Source organism: Desulfotomaculum copahuensis, from assembly GCF_001655685.1.
Taxonomy (GTDB): Bacteria; Bacillota; Desulfotomaculia; order Desulfotomaculales; family Desulfovirgulaceae; genus Desulfotomaculum_G; species Desulfotomaculum_G copahuensis.
On record NZ_LYVF01000002.1, the window covers coordinates 1 to 18,512 of the forward strand.

The following is an 18,512-nucleotide window of genomic DNA, read 5'->3' on the forward strand; positions in this document are numbered from 1 at the left end:
AACTTTTTTGCTGCCTTGCTTATGGTTAATAGTTCCATGGATTCATGGTAAATGTTTTGTTATGTTTTGTCAATACTTATCGACCTGTCTGAAGCTGCTTCTTACCTCCGGAAGCATATTCGCCGTCCAAATCAACCGGCCACCATTTCCCGCGCCCGGGCAAAGACACGGTGCACCGGCCAGACGGCCACCCCTTCCGCCTCGACCAGCGCGATAACCTGATCACCGTTGGAAACCACTTCCGGAGTATAACCGAAGAGAACCTCATGCCCCAGTTCCCTGTGTTCCTGCAAAGCGTACCGCAACAGGTCCAGTTTCACTTCGCCCCGCCCGTTCAATTCCAGCGCCTTCAAGCCGCGTTGATTGTAGGCGGGCTGGAAAGTCATGAGCACAACATCCGGGGACAGCGAGGCGGCGGCCCGGGCCTGCTTGGCGAAGCCGCTCAGGTTGAAGACGGCGTCCAGCACGGCCCGCACCCTTTCCGCCCGTTCTTCAGCCGGTATATGCACAGCTTCCTCCCAGCCGGCAAAGTGCTGCTCTTTCCCCTTGCCTTCCATGCGCGGCACGCGCACCAGACCGATATTGGCCATGTCGATAACCAGACCGAAACGGTATATGTTATTCATCATCTGAACGTGCGCGATGCGCATGTCGGTGCTTTTTCGTTCTTTCTTTTCCACTGTGCTGCTGCGGGTGAGCAGGTCGGTCACGATTTCCCCGGGAATCTGTCCCAGGCCGGGCGATACCTTGAGCGGCGACCAGCGGCGCTGGCCCCCCACATCCTCTTCAGTGGCCAGAAAGCCCCTGATATCGCAGCCCCAGCATTCCCGCACATTGGTGCAGGGCAGTTCGGGGGTGCACAGGAATTTATCCGGATAACTGCGGGCCATGGTTTCAAAAATGGCCGTGCGGGTGGACTGGCCGGAAATATAGGGCTTGCGCCCGTGGTCGTAGGTCTTTAATTCATTGAGGTTGCCGCTGCCCTCACCGGAATTTAAATTGCTCAAATCAGCCCGGGCCAGCCAGACCAAACTGATGCATTTCAGGTCTTCCATAAATATTCACCTCCGGTTATGCTTGCTCTTTTTTACTCTCCGCCTTTTCCGCCGGCTGAGCGCGCAAGGCTGAAATGCAGGCGTAAATCAGCAGGATATCCCGGACGGCTTCAATATTTTCCGCCGTCACACTGCTCAAAATGTTTTCCACCCGCGCTTCGCCGGGAAGCAGCAGGTCCGGGCCGCCTTCCTTCCTGCTTCCCGCCCGGAGTTTATACATCTTGAAAAAGGCTTCACTCAACACTCCGCGCAGGGCGCCGGCATCCGGCGCATTGTTCAGCCGGGTCAACAGGGCTATGTCTTCCCGGAAATTGGCCCCGATGGTACGCCCGATCACCTTCAAATCTTCCATTAGTTTTGCTTCCAGCAATCGATCCACCTCCCCCGCGGCATAATCAATAAATTCCTCAAAAAACAGCCAGGCCTGCCCGGTGGACCAGACCCGGTTACCCGGCGCCCGGTTTTCCTTAAGTAAACCGAACAGGCCGCGCCCGACCCGGGTCCAGTCCCGCTGGACGATTCCCCGGGCCAGGTCGTCGGCCAGGCGGGCATCCCGCGTTGAAACAGCGCCGAAAAAGGTGGTATGCAGGTTGCCCAACCGGTCCTTGCCCGGACCGTAAGTCAGCCCCCGTACCAGGCTGAACAGCCGGTGATCCACTGTCAGCAGGTTGAAGTGGGCGAAACTGACATTTTGCCCCTTGCTGTAGCGGATTACCACCCAGCGGCTTAAACGTGGCAATTCTTCCGTGGTCAGCGCCGGCTCCTCGCAATAGTCTTCACTTTCCGGCTGGTAGCGGTGTATGATGGAAAAATAAATGCCGATCAATGCTTGATACAGGGCGGGATGGCGCAAATCCCGGATATTGGTGCGGTAGCTTGGCAAACCCGGATCCAGCAGGTCCAGCAGGCGGGCCTGGGTATTGGCAAAGATTTTATGCAGCACCCGCAGGTCGTCCGTCAGCGGCAGCAGCAGGTGAGTCGCTTTTTGCCCTTCAATGAAATAGGGCGTGTTATCATGCACGGTGGCAAAGATATTCAACATGTTGCAGGTGGGACACATGGCGCCGGTGGTTACTGTGCTCAAGTACCCCCGCACCCGGTTGTTGTGATGTTGATTGTAAAACGGATTCTTGTTCTGCCGCATCTCCGGGCAAACAGCGGCCGGGGCGTGGCGGCCGCAAAGCCGGCATTGCTCACCGTTCGCCGTTTCCTGAACTTGTTGGGTCAAAAAGTTGCTGATCGCCGTTTTAAGTTCGGCGCCCAGTTTCAGCCAGTCGTTTTTTAGACCGGTGTAATTACGTCGCAAACTGACCGTGGCCTGCGCCCCGGGCGTCAGACCGGCATCCTTGACCGCCTGCCTTTCCTGCCCCGAAAGAGCGACAGTATGGGCCGGATCGCAAAAGCCGTCCGCGCCGGGGATGCGGTAGTCCAAGCCGAGCACTTTCATTTCCACCGCCGGCAGAATCAAATCGTTCAACCTGGCCTGTAAATATTCAAACAACACCTCCCCGTACCGCCCGGGCTCCACGTACGGTTTAACGCGTAATTCCAGCCGGCCTTCCGTCAGCCGGCAAACGGAGAAGTAGCGGTGATGCTGACCGGCCAGATGATAAAAAGCCGCCAGGCCCCAGTCCATCCATGGATCGCCGGTGCGGAAGAGAACTATGTCCACTTTTTTCACCTCCCCTAGAAGCGGTTTTCACCCGTCAATCAGTGGCAGTTGCACTTGAAACATACCTCCCGGTAAACACCCCCCAATGAAACATCCCGGCGTCCGTCAAATTAACCGGCCGGCCGTTACCCCACAAGACGCCTGGTTTGGAGCTATCTTGGCTGTACCCGCCCCTCTGAATAAATGTCAGCACTTCCCGGCCTTGCGGCAGCCGCCCCGGAGTTGGCGTTTCGGCAATATTCATCCCCCTGAAAACATGTTAGCACTGCATTGCGAAAGCAGTTTGACAGGGGACATTTATTCAAGCAAAAATATATCACCGGACGGCGGCAAATTTTTTTCGTGTTTGCACCAATTCACGCCGGTAATGCAACCGTCCGGGGATTGAGGGTTTTACAGCGCCCCGCACAGATATATATTAAACGACCGCCGGGATTCCGGCAGTCCCCCGTATTGGCGCTCGACATTACCCGGACCCGGTGTCCAGACCGCCCGGCTGATCGCACGACAGGCAAAAAAGCCGGGGCTATGACCATCTTCCATTGCGGGCAGGCGAAGAACCACGTTTACCCGATCATTTCCGCCTGTCCCAAACCCATGGTCACCTTGTAGCCCACTCCGGCCAGGGAGGCGTAACGGGCCAGTGTCTGGAGCTGCCCGGCGTGAAAATCCGGGTAACGGAGCGGCAGCCGGTAGCTGCAGCGGCCGGTGAAACCGACGATGCTGTAACGATCGAAGGCGACCATTTCCGTACGCAGTTCGTAGCGGCTGACCAGCAGGTCGCCGAAATCCGTATCCGTGTGCAGTTGCACCGGGCTGAAGCTGTTCCAGCGCTGCCGCAGGCTGCCGAAAACCCGCTCCGGCAGGGGAAAGACTATTTGCGTGCCCAGTTGGCGAAATGAAGTGGGGGAACGGAAGGCGATGGTGATTTCCCGGGGCGGGCGGGGTCCGGTCAAAATGTCCTGGTAGGTGAGGCCGTCCGGACAAGACCCGGTTACCGTTTCACCGCGGAACTCCGCCGTGCCCAGGCGCACCGCCATGCCCGGCCAGTATCCGGCCAGCCGGTCAGCCAGGGCGCACATTTCCGTGTTCAGACAGGAAAGGGTGAACCGGTACTGTTTCTCCGTTTCACAATGCAGGCTGCCCTTTTCCCGCCGGCCGGGGCCGGTCAGCGGGGAAAGGGCGAACGGCTTGTCCGCCGCTTCATGGATTTCTGTGACCAGAGCGGGCTCAAAGTCACGCAGCAGACTGAACAGCAGGCCGTGCAGCTCGGCGCCGCCCAGGCCCCTGACCGCACCGGCCCGCCGGCAGGCGGCGGTAAAGGTGTACTTTTGCAGTTCGGTCAAACAACCCCACCGTTCCTTTCTTTATGGAAAAATGTTCCTATCAAGAAACTCCTGCCTCATCGACCCGTGACCGAACGGTTTCCCGCCCCGCCGGTGGAAGCTCCACCGGCGTGAATTCCCGGACGTCCGGGGCTCCTTACCGCATTAAACTGCACGCATTTATTCATCCGGATCTTCCTTCTTCTGGAGCAGGGCCGCCTGCACATATTTAATCGCACTGTATGGTATTTCTTCCGGCAGCAGCTCCTTAACCGGTTTCAGGCGGGCCAGGCCAACCTGCTCCATCGCCCGGTAGATCTGCTGCCGCACTTCCCAGGGCACCAGATCCTGCACCGGAATGCGTCCGGCGTTCACCAGCCTGGCCAGATAGGCTTCCACGGTGGCCGTGGTCCGGCTCAACCTGGCCGCTATCTCTTCAGCGCCCAGCCCCTGCCGGAACAGTTCCTCCACCTGCGCCGCCCGTTTGCCAATGATACGGCCGCGAGCCGGCGCGGCATCCTGTTCCGCCGGCGCACCGGCCATCTCCCGGCGCAACCCCTCCGTGCCGGCCGGGTTGCCGGCGCCATCTTCCGTCCATGCGTTACCCGCTTCCCGGCCGGCTTCCGTTTCGCGCGCCGGCCCGTCCGCGCCGGCCGCCCGGCGCACCGGCCCGGACCGGCCGTCCACCACCGGCAGGGGCTCCCCCCTGGCCAGCGCTGCTTTGCCGGCCGCCGTCAGCACCACCACCGGGTATTCCGCTCCTTCCGCAGCCAGGTAGCCGTCGCCCAGCAGGCGGTCGATCAGCGCCAGCACATCCCGGTCCCTCCTGCCGGCCAGCTTGCCGAAATTGCGCAGGTGACGATAATTGGCGCCCTGCATTTCTTTGGCCTGCGAACCACGCAAAATGGCGGCCAGTTTGTTCCGGCCCAGCGGCCGGGGCAGTTCGGCCACCAGGGCCAGCACCGGCAAAGGCTCGCCGGACAGGCGCACCGCGCCGCGCATCACCCGGTAGCAGTTGTCACAGCATTGTTCCGGCCGGGAGGCCGGTTCTTCGCCGAAGTACTCCAGCAGGCCGGCCCGCCGGCAGCGGGTGGCATTGATCCAGTTGATCAGCGCATTCAGCCTTTCCTTGCGTTCCGCCGCCCGCCGGGCCGCTTCCCGGAGGACAGTCCCGGCCCGTGCAGCATCCAGGGTATGTTTGCCCGTTTCCAGGGTCACCGCCGCCGGATCCCGGTCCAGCAGGCGATAGACATCCAGCTTTTCCAGCTGGCTGATGATCAGGCGCAGCTGCGTCTCGCTGATTTTATGTACCGCCAGCTGTTCCAGGGGAATCGTCACCCGGCCGTCACGCATGTTGTCCCGGCAGAGGCGCCAAAAGGCGGCCAGTACATCCCGGTTCACCGTATCGTTGTTGATCATCCACTCCTGCACGGCCCGGTCCCGGGCCTGGTAAAAAAGCAGGCAGTCCGCCGGCCGCCCGTCCCGGCCGGCCCGCCCGATCTCCTGGTAGTAGGCTTCCAGGGAGGCGGGCGGGTTATAGTGCACCACAAAGCGGATGTCCTCCTTGTCGATGCCCATGCCGAAAGCGTTGGTGGCCACCACCACGGGCAGGCCGCCCCGGATGAACTCCTCCTGGATGCGGGTGCGCGCCGCCGCCTCCAGCCCGGCGTGGTAGCAGGCCGCCGGCAGGCGCAGCGTGTCGTTCAGCCACGCCGCCACCGCAGCGGCCTCCTTGCGGGTGGCGGTGTAAATAATGCCCGTTTCCCGCCGGCCGGCCAGGAAGTTGCGCAGCCCGGCCAGCCGCTCCTTTTCGTCGTTTACTTTACGTACGGAAATGAACAGGTTCGGCCGGTCGCTGCCCCCGAGCACCCGCCGGGCCTGCGGGATTTCCAGCTGCCGGACGATGTCCTGCTGCACCCGCGGGGTGGCGGTGGCGGTGAGGGCGAGCACCCGGGGACGGACGGACAGCTGCTGATAAAATCCGGCGATGGATAAATAGTCGGGCCGGAAGTCGTGCCCCCACTGGGAAACACAGTGCGCTTCGTCCACCACGAGCAGATCAATCCCGGTCCGGCCGATCCGCTCCAGAAAGAAACGGTTGCGCAGGCGTTCCGGGGCTACATAGAGCAGCTTGATGCCGCCTTTTTCCACCGCCTGCAGCCGTTCGCGCTGTTCCTCCGGGGTCAGCTGGCTGTTGACGAAAGCGGCCTGGCGCAGGTTCTTCTCCCACAGGCCGTCCACCTGGTCTTTCATCAGCGCCACCAGCGGGGAGACGACCAGGGTCAGGCCGGGCAGCAACAGCGCCGGCAGCTGGTAGCAAAGGGACTTGCCGCCGCCGGTGGGCATCACCGCCAGCACGTCCTCCCCGCCCAGCACCGCCCGGATGACCTCCCGCTGGCCGGGCCGGAAGGAGGAAAAATTGAAATAACGGCGCAGGGCGTCTTCCAGCGCCTGTCCGGAAACATCTACGGTCAAGGGAAATCACCTCGAAAGGACTCCCATAAAAATAAACAAGAGCATTATTTTCATGCTTCCGCCCGGCAACAGCGATCATAACCGGCAGTGACGGGTATTAAATCCTGCACTTACCGGGCGGCAGAGGCTGCCGGCCGCAGCGGTTCCTTGTGCGGCCGGAAAGTCCCGGCCGGCTGCAATGCTATCCGGCGCAGGCGGCACAGCGGTTCCACAGGCCACCGGACGGCGCGGCGGCACCCGGTCAACCGCCGACAATAACCACGTCGTCGGGATAGCTGGTCAGCCGCTCCAGGCCGTCCGGGGTGACCGCGAAGGTGTTTTCCACTCCCACCGCCCCGCGGCCGGGGAAGATGAACTTGGGCTCCACTGCCAGGGTCATGCCGGCCTGCAGGGGTTCCTTCATACCCCGGCCGAGCACGGGCCATTCGTTCAGCTCCAGGCCGATGCCGTGCCCGACGAATTTCACCTGGTCGCCGTAACCCATAAAGTGCCCGCCCAGGCCGGCCTTGACAGCCATGTCAAGCGCCAGCCCGTACAGCTCGTCCCCGGTCACCCCCGGCCGGGCGGCGGCCGCTATGGCGTCCTGAATGGCCACCGCCGTCCGGTGGGCGGCAAGCAAGTCGCCGGACAGCGAACCGATGGCGAAAACACGCGTCATGTCCACCTGGTAGCCGTTGACCACCCCGACATAATCCACCATCACCGGGTCACCGGCGGCAATCACATGCCGGCCCACCCCGAAAGGAAAGGCCGGAGTAAGCCCGGGACCGCCCAGCGGACTGTCAAAGTAGCTGGACACCCCGCCGCTGGGGCCGGCCAGCAGGCAGCCGTAGAAAAACTCCTGGTTGAACCCGCGCACCCGGATCAGGCCGGTATGACCGGCCCGTCGGGCGGCCGCCTCCACCGCCGCAGCCAGTTCATACTCGCTCATCCCCTCCTGCAGCAGGTCCGGAATGCGGGCATAAACGCCGTCCATCATGGCGGCCGATTCTTTCATCAAATTGATTTCAGCCGTCGATTTGACCATCCGCAAAGTCCTGATCTGCGGTGAGCAGTCGACGATGCGGCTGGTAAAAATCTTTTCGTAGCGCCGGAACAGGGCCACCGGCAGCACGTCCAGTTCCATGCCCAGCACCGCCGGCATTTTCAGCCCGCGGGCGGCCAGGACATCGGGTATGCCGGCCGGTTTACTCAAAGGAACCACATCCGCCGGCACCCGGGAGGGGTCTATGCGCCCCATACTGCGCCGCACCGTCAATACCGCCCGGCCGCGCGCCGGGACATACAGGCGGGCATCCTGATAAGTGCCGCAAAAATAGACCAGATCGGCGCTTTGCAGGATCAACGCGCCGTCCATACCGTCACGGCATAAAAGCTCCTGCAGTGCCGCCACTCTGGACAGCAACCCGTGCAAACAGGTCACCATTGTTCACCGCCTTTCGTTCTATGAGCATCCGGAACCCGGCCGCCAACCATACTTGTCCCCTGATATGTCAAATGCGGGCATGATGCTGCCGCTTCTTCAAAATTTCAAGCGCAGCCGGGACCGGGCGGCTGTCACACTCCGCCCGGACGGATTGCTGCCGGAACAATACACCGCACCGCTTCATCAAAATGATCCGGCACCAAGCATTTCGGTGTACAATTCGCGCCTCAACCGCCACTCCCTGCCCGGCGATGGCGAATATTTTAAAATCCGTCCAAAAAGACGGGCTGCTGGCACCTTTTTACCCTCGTTCCTTTTCATTCCGCTCATACCCCGGCCGGATTACAAGCAAACTAAACAAAACCAATTGCGGAAGGAATGGGTGAAAATGCGCAGCAAAAGATTTTTCGCTTCCCTGCTCATCCTGGCTCTGGCCGCGACGGCGGCCTGGGGTTGCGCCCAGGCGCGCAAGCCGCTTTTCCCCGCCGCCAGACCGGGAGTGCACGCTTTCTACGTCAACCAGCCCGGACCCACCGATTCTTTTCCCTCACTCAAGCTGCACGCCAATGTATTAAATGAAGTTTCCCCCCTGTGGTACCATGTAAAAAAAGACGGCAGCCTGATTGAGGAACCGGTCCCGGCGGCCATATCCTTCGCCCGTCAGCAGGGAATCCGCATCGTACCGCTGATCAACCTGGTGGGCAGCCAGGACGCCGTGCTGGTCGATCCGGCGGTGCGCGACCGGACCATCGCCAACATTGTCAATGTGGTCAAAGCGAACAATTATGACGGTGTGAATATAGACTTTGAATTCATACCGGAGGGAAACAAAGATTTCAGTTTGGACCGGGATCAACTGACCCTGTTCATGAAGCTGCTCAGCGGCAAACTGCACGCCATGGGCAAGAAGACGGACATGAGCGTACTGCCGCACGTGCAGGTTTCGGCATCAATGTCCGGCATTTACGATTACGGCGGCCTGGCCCCCTACGTGGACAAGGTCACCCTGATGTGCTATGATCACAGTCAGGGCTCCAGCCCGCCCGGCCCGGTGGCACCCTTTGCCTGGGTGGAGACCAACATCAAAACGGCCATCGAGCAGGGGTTCCGGCCCTGGCAGATTTGCCTGGGGGTGGCCACCTACGGCTACGACTGGCCGGCCAATCAAACCGGCGGCTTCTCCCTGCCCACCAAAAGCATCGACGAACAGGTAAGCATGAAGGGCATTCCGGTGCACTGGAGCAATCAATACCAGGAGCCCTACTATTCCTACCGCGACAGTTACGGCGTCGAGCGGGAGGTATGGTTTGAAAATGCGGCCACTTTGCAGACCAAGATCGATCTGGTGAAAAAATATAAACTTAAAGGCATCTGCATCTGGCGGCTGGGATTTGAAGACGCCAAATTCTGGGATACAATCATCAAAAACTGGGGCAAACGGTAGCAAACGCGGAAGCCAACCGGGCCGGCGGAAAGATCCATTGCCGGCCCGGATTGCTGCAGGACGGATATCAATACAGCCGGCGCGGTATCAGCTGAAGGATGGAAATGACCTCAATTTCCCGTCACCGGCGTCCATAACGGCCCGGCCGGGCTATTCCCGGTCCAGCTTGATTTCTGCACAGCGCACCAGCCACTGGCGCTGACTGGTATCAATCAACCCCTCCCGGCCCAGTTGTCCGAGCAGCGTGCTCACCGTTTCCCGGCTGGCCGCCACCATATTGGCCAGGTCCTGCTGGGTCAACTGGATGTTCAGACGGCATCCTTCCTCCTCCGGCATACCGAAGTCTTCACACAGGCGCAGCAACTGGTATAGAACACGTGCGCGCACATCACCATAGGCGATTTGCTCCAGCAAATCTTCCGTTTCCTGCAAACGCCGGCTGGTCCAGGCCAGCATCTGCAGGCCCAGGCCGGGATTTTCCAGCATCAGCTTTTGGAACAAATCACTGTCTATACTGTACAGCACTGCGTCTGTCAGGGCGGAGGCGTATACCTGCCGGCAGCCGGTGCAGAACAGATGAGTTTCGCCGAAAATATCGCCGGTCTGTAAAATAGTCAGTGTGCACTGCTTGCCGTCGGCCGTAATTTTATACAGCTGCACCCGGCCGTCCCGGATCAGGTAAAGCACCGCCCGGGGATCCTCCGGGGTGAGAATCACCGTACCCCGGTCCACCTCCATTACCGGCAGTTTTTCGGCAAAATTGACCAGGTAGGAAGAAAGCTCTTTTAATAAATCCACCCTGTTCAGTCCGGCAGCGGAAAGCAAAAGAATCCCCCTTTCGGTGACGGAAATTATTTATCCACCGGCCGCATCGCCAAAGACAGCAGCGCGCTGCAGCCAGAGCAGCGCCGGCGAAAAATGACCGGAGTGTAAGCTACTTCACAGACAATTCGCAAAAGCGGGTTTATAATTAATTCTAGAATACGTGGACAAAAAAGTAAACCGTGTTATAATGAAAATAAGTTCATTATTCATTATGCCGGCGGTTTTCTCCGGCACGCCACCGGGCCGCACGGCCGCAAAAACAACGGGTGCGGTTTTCAGCGGGCAGACAGGCCAAAATACAAGATAAAAAGGAAACGGCCGGGTGCGGCTCGAATTTATACATGTGAAAGGGGCGGAGACAGGAAATGGCTGAATTTTCCGTGCGTTTTTTACCCGATGACAAAACAGTGACCATCCGGGAAGGGGAAACACTGCTCCAGGCGGCCGCCGAGGCCAACATTCCCCTCAAGGCTTCCTGCGGCGGCAACGGCACCTGCGGCCGCTGCCGCATGATCGTGCGGGAAGGTGAAGTGAAGCAACTGCAGACCGGCAAGCTGACCGCCGAACAGCAGGCGGCCGGTTATGTGCTGGCCTGCCAGAGCATCCCCCAATGCACGGTGGTGGTGGAGGTACCGGCGGAATCCCGCCTGTCCGAGCACCGGGTGCTGCTGGCGGAGGATCGCAGTTCCCGTGCGGACCTGCCGTCCACACTGGATCCGTTGTTCCAAAAAGTTAAATTGACCGTGCCGCCGGCCACGCTAGACGACAGCCGTGACGACGCCGGGCGCACTCTGGCCGCCTTGAAGCAGGCCACCGGAATTGACAACGCCCGCTTCAGCCTGGAAGCGCTGAACGCCCTGCCCGGGGCATTGCGCCGCAACGGCTGGCAGGTGACCCTTTCCCTGGCCGACGTCAAGGGCTACATTGAAATCACCGGCGTGGAACCTGGCTTCAGGGAGGACAATTACTACGGGCTGGCCGTGGACATCGGCACCACCACCGTGGTGGTGCAACTGGTGGATTTGACCGATGGCCGCACGGTGTGCGTCCGCGGCACCTACAACAAGCAGGCGGTTTACGGCGACGATGTCATTTCGCGCATCGTCTACGCCGTGGATAACAAAGACGGCCGGCAGGAAATGCAAAAAGCGGTGGTGGACACGATCAATGAATTGATCGATCAGATGCTCCCCGAAAACAATATCGCCCCGGCGGATGTGCGCGCTGTGGCCTGCGCCGGCAACACCACCATGACCCACCTGTTCCTGGGCATCGACCCGGAGTATATCCGTCTCGAGCCCTACACCCCGGCGGCCAACTCCCTGCCGCCGGTGCCAGCCGGCGAACTGGGCCTGCACATCAACCCGCGCGCGCTGGTGCACTGCCTGCCCGGCGTGGCCAGTTACGTGGGCGGCGACATCATGTCCGGCGCGCGGCTGATTGAAATCGACCGGGCCGAGGAACTGACCCTGTTCATCGACGTGGGCACCAACGGAGAAATGGTGCTGGGCAACCGGGAATGGCTGCTGGCCTGCGCCTGTTCGGCCGGCCCGGCCTTCGAGGGCGGCGGCATCACCAACGGCATGCGCGCCATGGCCGGAGCGATCGAGCATGTGGAAATCGACCCCGCGAACGGCGAAGTCACCTATAACACCGTGGGCGACGCCAAACCGCTGGGCATCTGCGGCTCCGGCCTGATTGACCTGATTTCCGCCCTGCGGGAGGCCGGCATAATCGACCGCACAGGCCAGTTCCTGCCGCGGCCGGACCTGACCCGCTGGCGGGAAGGTGACGACGGTCCGGAGTACGTGCTGGCCCGGGCGGCGGAATCGGGCAACGGCAAGGACATCGTCATTACCGAAGCCGACGTGAAAAACCTGATCCGCTCCAAGGGGGCCATTTTCGCCGGCATCCGGACCATGCTGCGCATGGTGGATCTGCCCGTCGAAGCCATCGACCGCATCCTGATTGCCGGCGGTTTCGGGCGCTACATCGGCATCCAGGACGCCATTTCGATCGGCCTGTTCCCCGACGTGCCGCTGGAAAAATACAAATACATCGGCAATAGTTCGGTTAAAGGGGCCAAAATGGCGCTTCTTTCCCGCCGGGTGCGGGACGAGGTGGAGGCCCTGGCGGCCAAGGTGACTTACCTGGAACTGAGCGTGGGCAACGAGTTCATGGACGAATTCGTCTCCGCCCTGTTTTTGCCCCATACGGACATCAACCTGTTCCCCTCCTTAATCCATGCCGCTTAACGGCCCCCGGCCAATCCGGCCGGGCTGCGGCGGGAGTGAAAACTCCCGCCCTTTTTGTTTGAACCTCTGAATGTGAAAACGTTCTCTTAAAGATTGTGATCGCACCTTATCGCTCCATGCTGCGGCGAAAAAAGTTTACTGCCAGACCAAGTTGCTGCCAGCAGCGGCATGTGCATAACTTTAAATTATTTTCCATGATAATCAATGCCGCTGCCATCCAGATTCGGAGCGAACCCGGCAGCGCTGCATATTGCGCGTGATTTCTGTTGACTATCAATGACACCAATGACTCCCGTTTTCTAATCGTCAGCCCGGGAATACAGCCAATCATCCCAATTGCCTGCTTGCCGGCAATCCCTCTGGCCGCTTATTCCGCAGTTTGGCCGCCCGCGGCCCCGCCGGGGTTGACCGCCGTGCGGACGGGCAATATAATAAGGCGTGAATGCTAAAAGGCAACCAAGGAGAGCGGTTTTCATGAGTGTACGCGTCAGATTCGCCCCCAGCCCCACCGGCAGCCTGCACATCGGTGGGGCGCGCACGGCCCTTTTCAACTGGCTTTTCGCCCGCAAGGAAAACGGTAAATTCATCCTGCGGGTGGAAGATACCGATACGCAACGTTACATAGCGGAAGCGGCGGCGGGAATCGAACGCACCCTGCGCTGGCTGGGCCTGGACTGGGATGAAGGCCCGGTGGCCGGCGGCCCGAAAGGACCCTACCGGCAATCCGAACGACTGGAATTGTACCGGCAGGAAGCGAAGCGTTTGTTGGACGCCGGACTGGCCTACCCCTGCTACTGCACCCCGGATGAACTGGCCCAAATGCGGGAGGAAGCCCGCCAAAGCGGCCGGGCGCCCCGCTACGACGGCCGCTGCCGGCACCTGGACGAAGCCGCCCGAAAGGCCAAAGAAGCGGCCGGCCTCAAACCGGTGCTGCGCATCAAGGCGCCCGCGGAAGGCAGCACCGTGGTGCGGGATTTGATCCGGGGCGAAGTGACTTTCGACAACAGCACGCTGGACGATTTCATCATCATGAAGTCCAACGGCATCGCCACCTACAATTTCGCCTGCGTGGTGGACGACCACGGCATGGGCATTACCCACGTACTGCGGGCCGAGGAACACCTGTCCAACACGCCCAAACAGCTTGTCATTTACAACGCCCTGGGCTATCCGCCGCCGCAGTTCGCCCACGTGCCCATGATCCTGGCCCCGGACCGCTCCAAGCTGTCCAAACGCCACGGTGCCACGGCGGTGGAAGAATTCCGGGAGCAGGGCTACCTGGCCCCGGCCATTGTCAACTACCTGGCCCTGTTGGGCTGGTCCCCCGGCGCGGACAAGGAGATCATGTCCCGGGAAGAAATGGTGTCCCTCTTCTCGCTGGAGGCGATCAACAAGTCCGCCGCCATTTACGACGTGCGCAAGCTGACCTGGCTGAACGCCCAGTATATCAACAACCTGCCCCTGGATACGGTGGTGCGGGAAGCACTGCCCTTCCTGCAGGCCGGCGCGCTGATTCCGCCGGCGCCATCCCCGGAAGAAATGGACTACATCACCCGGGTGGTGGCGGCCGTGCGCAGCCGGGTGCACACCCTGGTGGAACTGGCGGACGCCGCCTCCTACTTCTTCCGGGACGACTTCACCTATGAGGAGAAGGGCGTGCGCAAACACTTCAGCAAACCCGGCGTGACTGAAACCCTGGCCCGCGGCCGGCAGGCGCTGGCCGCGGTGCAGCCCTTCGATCTGGAGCAAACCGAAGCCGCCTACCGCCAGGTCACCGAAGCACTGGGCGTCTCCGGCGGGGCGCTGATCCATCCCACCCGGCTGGCAATTTCAGGCCGCACCGTCGGCCCCGGCCTGTTCGACATCATCGTCCTGCTCGGCCGGGAAAATTGCCTGACAAGGTTGGACCGGGCCATCCGGTGGATTGAAAAAAACCAAAAAAGCTAACGGAACAAGTATAGCTTGCAAAAACACAGCTCACAGAACCCTTGCAAAAAGCAAAGCGGTGTGTTATAATAATTATTGCCGCTGCGGGATGGTGTAGTGGTAGCACACATGACTCTGGATCATGTTGCCTAGGTTCGAATCCTAGTCCCGCAGCCATTTCATTTGGCCCTATCGTCTAGAGGCCCAGGACACCACCCTCTCAAGGTGGAGACACGGGTTCGAATCCCGTTGGGGCTACCAATTTTTAAGCCGGGGTATATATCCCCCGGCTTAATTTTTTGGATATATAGAATTAAAACCATGTAAAAATTAGTAAGGTGGCTTGAATACTTGTTCATGAGTGCCAACATTCCTTAGTTGAATAATATCTTGATTTAAGAAACGAAATGTAATTCTTATTGATTTCGTAGCACTGGCTTCCCAGATATCAGCAGTTCCTTTAACCCGCTTAACACGCAAGGAAGGATGTTTAGGATTATCACGCAGCAGCCTTAATGCCTTTTCAACAGCGTAAATGTTTATGTCACTCATGCGGCTTAACGACTTCTCGAATTTTTCTGTTGCTACAAATCGCATTTTTCTTGCTCCCGGTTTTTTCTATCGCGTACCGAGCGTATTAAATCATCAACATTATCATAACGGTAAACTCTCCCTGCCGCAATGTCGTCGTCGGCCTCTTTTTCCGCTGCTTGCCATTCGGGAGTCCAGAACCATGACTGGTCGTCGAAGACAGCTTCTTCATTCAACCGGCGGGCCAACTCATATTTCTCTTCAGATGACAAACTTTTAATTTCTTTAATTAAGCGATCAAGATTAGCGGCCACCGAAATCACCTCCAGGGTTAAACCTGACACTGTCTCACCATTTAGATCAGTATACCATATCCTGTCAGTAAGGGCAATTCGTAAAGAACCCGTTGGGGCTACCAATTTTTAAGCCGGGGTGTGCACCCCGGCTTAACTGTATCATTTACCCGCCCAGAATCTCCCGCACCACCCGCTTCATCTCCCCCGGCGCCACGGTCAGGGTGTGACGCACCGGCTTTATGTCCAGGTCGCGCAGTCCCTGCGGCACGGGTAGTCCGGTAAAGCGGGATAGTGCCGACAGCAGGGCGAATTCGTCCCGCCCGCGCACCGCTTCTTCCCCCAGCACGGCCGCAGCCACGCTCTGGTTGAACTTGAAGGGGCTGGCGGTGGAAACAAGCACCGTCTTATGGGCGTCCCCGGTGGCCTCCCGGTAGCGGTCGTATACGAACTTGCCCACGGCGGTGTGGGTATCCAGCAGGTAGTTGTAGCGCTTGTGGGTGTCCCGGATGGCGGCCGCGGTCTGCCCGTCGCCGGCAAAATCCGACCAGAAGACGGCCTGGATTTGCTTACGCACATCATCGTCCACCTCATAACGGCCCACCGTCCGCAACGATTCCATCCAGTTCCGCACCCGGCCGGCGTCCCGGCCGGTGACGGCATATAGCAGCCGCTCCAGGTTGCTGGAGATGAGGATGTCCATGGAGGGCGAGGTGGTCCGGTAAAACTCCCGGCCCCGGTCATAAATGCCGGTGCGGATGAAGTCGGTGAGCACGTTGTTCCGGTTGGCCGCGCAGATCAGCCGGTGCACCGGCAGGCCCATCCGCCGGGCGTAATAAGCGGCCAGGATGTTGCCGAAGTTGCCCGTGGGCACAACAAAGTTCACGGCCTCGCCGGAAGTGATCTCCCCCTGCCGCAGCAGATCCAGGTAGGCCGAAAAATAGTAAACGATCTGGGGCACCAGCCGCCCCCAGTTGATCGAGTTGGCCGAAGAAAAGCGGTAACCGCCCTTCCCCGCCGCCGCATTCATTGCCGGGTCGGCAAAGATTTCCTTCACCCCGCTCTGGGTCTGGTCGAAGTTGCCCTCCACCGCCACCAAGTGCACATTGTTTCCGGCCTGGGTGACCATCTGCAGCCGCTGCATTTCGCTGACCCCGCGCGCCGGGTAGAAGACGATGATGCGTGTGCCCGGCACGTCCCGGAATCCTTCCAGGGCGGCTTTGCCCGTGTCGCCGGAGGTGGCCACCAGGATGGCGATCTGTTTGTCTTCGCCGGTTTTGGCCGCCGCCAGGGGCAAAAGCCGGGGCAGCATCTGCAGGGCCATGTCCTTGAAGGCGCAGGTGGGGCCGTGCCAGAGTTCCAGGACGAACAGGCCGTCATCCAGCTTGATCGCCGGGGCCACCGCCGGGTGGTCGAATTTGTCCCCGCCGTAGGCGCCGGAAACACAGTCCCGGATTTCCGCTGGTGAAAAATCGGTGAGAAAAAGCTGTAAAACAGCCGCCGCCCGCCGGCGGTAATCCTGTTCCACCAGGCCGGCCAGTTCCTCCGGAGGCATGGACACGTCACGGACGGGGACAAACAACCCCCCGTCCGGGGCGATGCCCGTTTTGATCGCCCCGGCTGCGGGCACGGGGGCGGTACTGCCGCGGGTGCTTTCATATAAAAGCATAGATACAACTCCTTGTCCGGTGGTCATTTGCTTGCGGTACAGTACGCTTTTGCCGCGGCCCGGAACCCCCCGGTACCGCCACATGAACCACGGAATGTTATGTGTATAAGGCAAAAGATGTTAGCGCGTCAACCAAGGGCCAAGCCTTTTAAACGTTGCAGCGGTTGCTGACGCGCCGGCGCCGGGAATACTGAACAAGTGCGGCACTACCGGAAACAGCGGGCTTATCGCTGTTCTTTGGCGAGGTCGCAGCGAACCTGCTCACGTAAAGCTGATTTACGTTTACTAATTATCCGCCGCCGACCGAAAATCCTGCCGGCAGCGCCATATCAGGCAGGATTATCCCTTTGCACAGAGAATATTCCGAATAATGATATAATCACCGGACGAGGACGGCAACTCCGCCGGGAAGCATGAATTTACGCCCGGGGAAATCCCGCCGGCGGGGGCGGGAAGCCGTCCAGTCATGGGTCGATGAGGCAGGAATTTCTTGACAGGGATGTTTTTCTGTCAAGACCGCCACGCCGCCTGCGGCGGTACAAACAGAGGAACGAAATCTATTTTCAGGGCGGAAGGGAACGGTCCTGACAGGGATACACATTCCCATAAAGAAAGGAACGGTTTTTCCATGCGTCATTTCACAACCTGGACCGATATGCAGGTGGGCGACAGCGTTACTTTTTACCGCACATTCACCGAAGGGGACGTATCCACTTTCACCGGCGTCACCGGCGACTTCAACCCGATCCATGTGGACCCCGGCGCGGCCGCGCTGTGCGGTTTCAAAGACCGGGTGGTGCCCGGCCTGCTCACGGGCAGCATGCTCACCCACGCCGGCGGCACCCTTTTACCCGAGCCCTACCCGGCCGGGCGCATGTCCTTTCGCTTTCCGGCGCCGGTCTACATCGGCGACACCATCTGCGCACGCATCGAAGTAACAGAGAAGGATCCGGTGAAAAACAAGCTGACCCTGCGTATGATCTGCACCAACCAGCAGGGCCGGGTGGTGGTGGAAGGAGAGGTGTCCGGCAAGATCATCCCCATTTCCCACCGGCGGTAACACCGGACCGGTTGCACCCGGCGAACCAAAAGTCCGGAACCGGGCGGCCGCAAGTTTAACCGGTCAAAACCACAGGCTGCGGTAACGTCAAAGCTGCTTTTAAACATAATACGGAACATCATATGTAAATGCATATTATCCCTTGCTGCAGCAAACCACCCCGCTATTGGACAGGCCGCAGAACAGTTGTTTCAAGCACTCACCATCCGGCAACCGGCGTTCCGTTCACCGGCTAGCAAGTCGCGGGTTTTCAAACGCCTTAATAAATCTTCACTTCCGCGCCGGGCGTGATCGGGCCTGTGCCTGCGCCGGTTTGGCATGTGCCTTTATAAATCGCCACCTCCCGGGTATACTAAGCTACCGAGGAGGTGAGAAATATGTCCAGAGTATCCAAATGCCATATTGAAGAATGCGTGCACAACAGCAACAAGGAATGCCTGGCCGACGGTGGCATTGAGGTACGCTCTTCGGTGATGAACAAACAGGCCAGCCAGTCGGAACACACCTGCTGCGACACCTTTGCTCCAAAAGCGTAAGGCGGTCTGTAATCCACCCG

Annotated in this window: 15 protein-coding genes and 2 tRNA genes; 7 read left to right on the forward strand and 10 right to left on the reverse strand. The window is 59.8% G+C overall.

Annotated features, from left to right (window positions below; translation table 11 throughout):
- Positions 1-131 precede the first annotated feature (131 nt).
- From A6M21_RS00005 to A6M21_RS00030, 5 genes are all read right to left on the reverse strand, one after another.
- Positions 132-1,055, reverse strand: a complete 924-nt coding sequence (locus A6M21_RS00005; RefSeq protein WP_066665724.1) for a hypothetical protein — start codon at positions 1,053-1,055, stop codon at positions 132-134.
- A gap of 16 nt (positions 1,056-1,071) precedes the next feature.
- The gene (locus tag A6M21_RS00010) at positions 1,072-2,727 is read right to left on the reverse strand and encodes a hypothetical protein (RefSeq protein ID WP_066665725.1); all 1,656 of its coding nucleotides are present in this window, start codon (positions 2,725-2,727) and stop codon (positions 1,072-1,074) included.
- Between the two features lie 566 nt (positions 2,728-3,293).
- Complete coding sequence (cas6, locus tag A6M21_RS00020) at positions 3,294-4,073, reverse strand: CRISPR system precrRNA processing endoribonuclease RAMP protein Cas6 (protein ID WP_066665729.1); 780 nt, start codon at positions 4,071-4,073, stop codon at positions 3,294-3,296.
- 159 nt (positions 4,074-4,232) lie between these two features.
- Positions 4,233-6,527 (reverse strand): RecQ family ATP-dependent DNA helicase, encoded by a 2,295-nt coding sequence (locus tag A6M21_RS00025; protein ID WP_066665731.1) that lies wholly within the window; start codon positions 6,525-6,527, stop codon positions 4,233-4,235.
- A gap of 241 nt (positions 6,528-6,768) precedes the next feature.
- Positions 6,769-7,953 carry a M24 family metallopeptidase gene (locus A6M21_RS00030; RefSeq protein WP_066665733.1) on the reverse strand — a complete coding sequence of 395 codons (1,185 nt, stop codon included), beginning with the start codon at positions 7,951-7,953 and terminating at the stop codon, positions 6,769-6,771.
- A 388-nt stretch (positions 7,954-8,341) separates the two neighbouring features.
- Between A6M21_RS00030 and A6M21_RS00035 the strand changes: the two genes are divergently transcribed.
- On the forward strand, positions 8,342-9,397 hold the full coding sequence (locus A6M21_RS00035) for a glycosyl hydrolase family 18 protein (protein ID WP_078060281.1): 1,056 nt from the start codon (positions 8,342-8,344) through the stop codon (positions 9,395-9,397).
- Between the two features lie 150 nt (positions 9,398-9,547).
- Here A6M21_RS00035 and A6M21_RS00040 read toward each other — a convergent pair whose 3' ends face one another.
- Positions 9,548-10,222 (reverse strand): Crp/Fnr family transcriptional regulator, encoded by a 675-nt coding sequence (locus A6M21_RS00040; protein WP_066665735.1) that lies wholly within the window; start codon positions 10,220-10,222, stop codon positions 9,548-9,550.
- Between the two features lie 365 nt (positions 10,223-10,587).
- Here A6M21_RS00040 and A6M21_RS00045 point away from each other — a divergent pair, with 365 nt between their 5' ends.
- Complete coding sequence (locus A6M21_RS00045; protein WP_066665745.1) at positions 10,588-12,477, forward strand: ASKHA domain-containing protein; 1,890 nt, start codon at positions 10,588-10,590, stop codon at positions 12,475-12,477.
- 106 nt (positions 12,478-12,583) lie between these two features.
- Here A6M21_RS00045 and A6M21_RS18190 read toward each other — a convergent pair whose 3' ends face one another.
- A complete protein-coding gene (locus tag A6M21_RS18190) occupies positions 12,584-12,808 on the reverse strand; it encodes a hypothetical protein (RefSeq protein ID WP_151191725.1) in 225 nt (74 codons plus the stop codon).
- A 143-nt stretch (positions 12,809-12,951) separates the two neighbouring features.
- On the opposite strand from A6M21_RS18190, the gene gltX reads away from it, so the two are divergent.
- The 3 genes from gltX (at position 12,952) to A6M21_RS00060 (ending at position 14,664) form a co-directional block, all read left to right on the forward strand.
- Positions 12,952-14,424, forward strand: a complete 1,473-nt coding sequence (gene gltX / locus A6M21_RS00050) for a glutamate--tRNA ligase (protein WP_066665747.1) — start codon at positions 12,952-12,954, stop codon at positions 14,422-14,424.
- A gap of 82 nt (positions 14,425-14,506) precedes the next feature.
- Positions 14,507-14,580 (forward strand) — tRNA-Gln (locus A6M21_RS00055).
- 8 nt (positions 14,581-14,588) lie between these two features.
- Positions 14,589-14,664 (forward strand) — tRNA-Glu (locus tag A6M21_RS00060).
- 69 nt (positions 14,665-14,733) lie between these two features.
- Here the strand turns inward: A6M21_RS00060 and A6M21_RS18195 are convergent.
- The 3 genes from A6M21_RS18195 to thrC all read right to left on the reverse strand — a co-directional run bounded on the left by A6M21_RS18195 (position 14,734) and on the right by thrC (position 16,896).
- Complete coding sequence (locus A6M21_RS18195; RefSeq protein ID WP_151191726.1) at positions 14,734-15,000, reverse strand: type II toxin-antitoxin system RelE/ParE family toxin; 267 nt, start codon at positions 14,998-15,000, stop codon at positions 14,734-14,736.
- Entirely contained in the window at positions 14,988-15,248 is a 261-nt protein-coding gene (locus A6M21_RS00065) for a hypothetical protein (protein WP_066665748.1), read from the reverse strand. Before A6M21_RS00065 ends, A6M21_RS18195 begins: the two co-directional genes overlap by 13 nt.
- A gap of 145 nt (positions 15,249-15,393) precedes the next feature.
- Positions 15,394-16,896, reverse strand: a complete 1,503-nt coding sequence (gene thrC / locus A6M21_RS00070; protein WP_066665943.1) for a threonine synthase — start codon at positions 16,894-16,896, stop codon at positions 15,394-15,396.
- A gap of 628 nt (positions 16,897-17,524) precedes the next feature.
- Here thrC and A6M21_RS00075 point away from each other — a divergent pair.
- Together A6M21_RS00075 and A6M21_RS17640 are read left to right on the forward strand one after the other, a co-directional pair.
- A complete protein-coding gene (locus A6M21_RS00075) occupies positions 17,525-17,956 on the forward strand; it encodes a MaoC family dehydratase (protein WP_066665948.1) in 432 nt (143 codons plus the stop codon).
- A 377-nt stretch (positions 17,957-18,333) separates the two neighbouring features.
- Positions 18,334-18,492: a DUF1540 domain-containing protein gene (locus A6M21_RS17640; protein ID WP_078060260.1), complete on the forward strand. Its 159-nt coding sequence runs from the start codon at positions 18,334-18,336 to the stop codon at positions 18,490-18,492.
- Positions 18,493-18,512 lie beyond the last annotated feature (20 nt).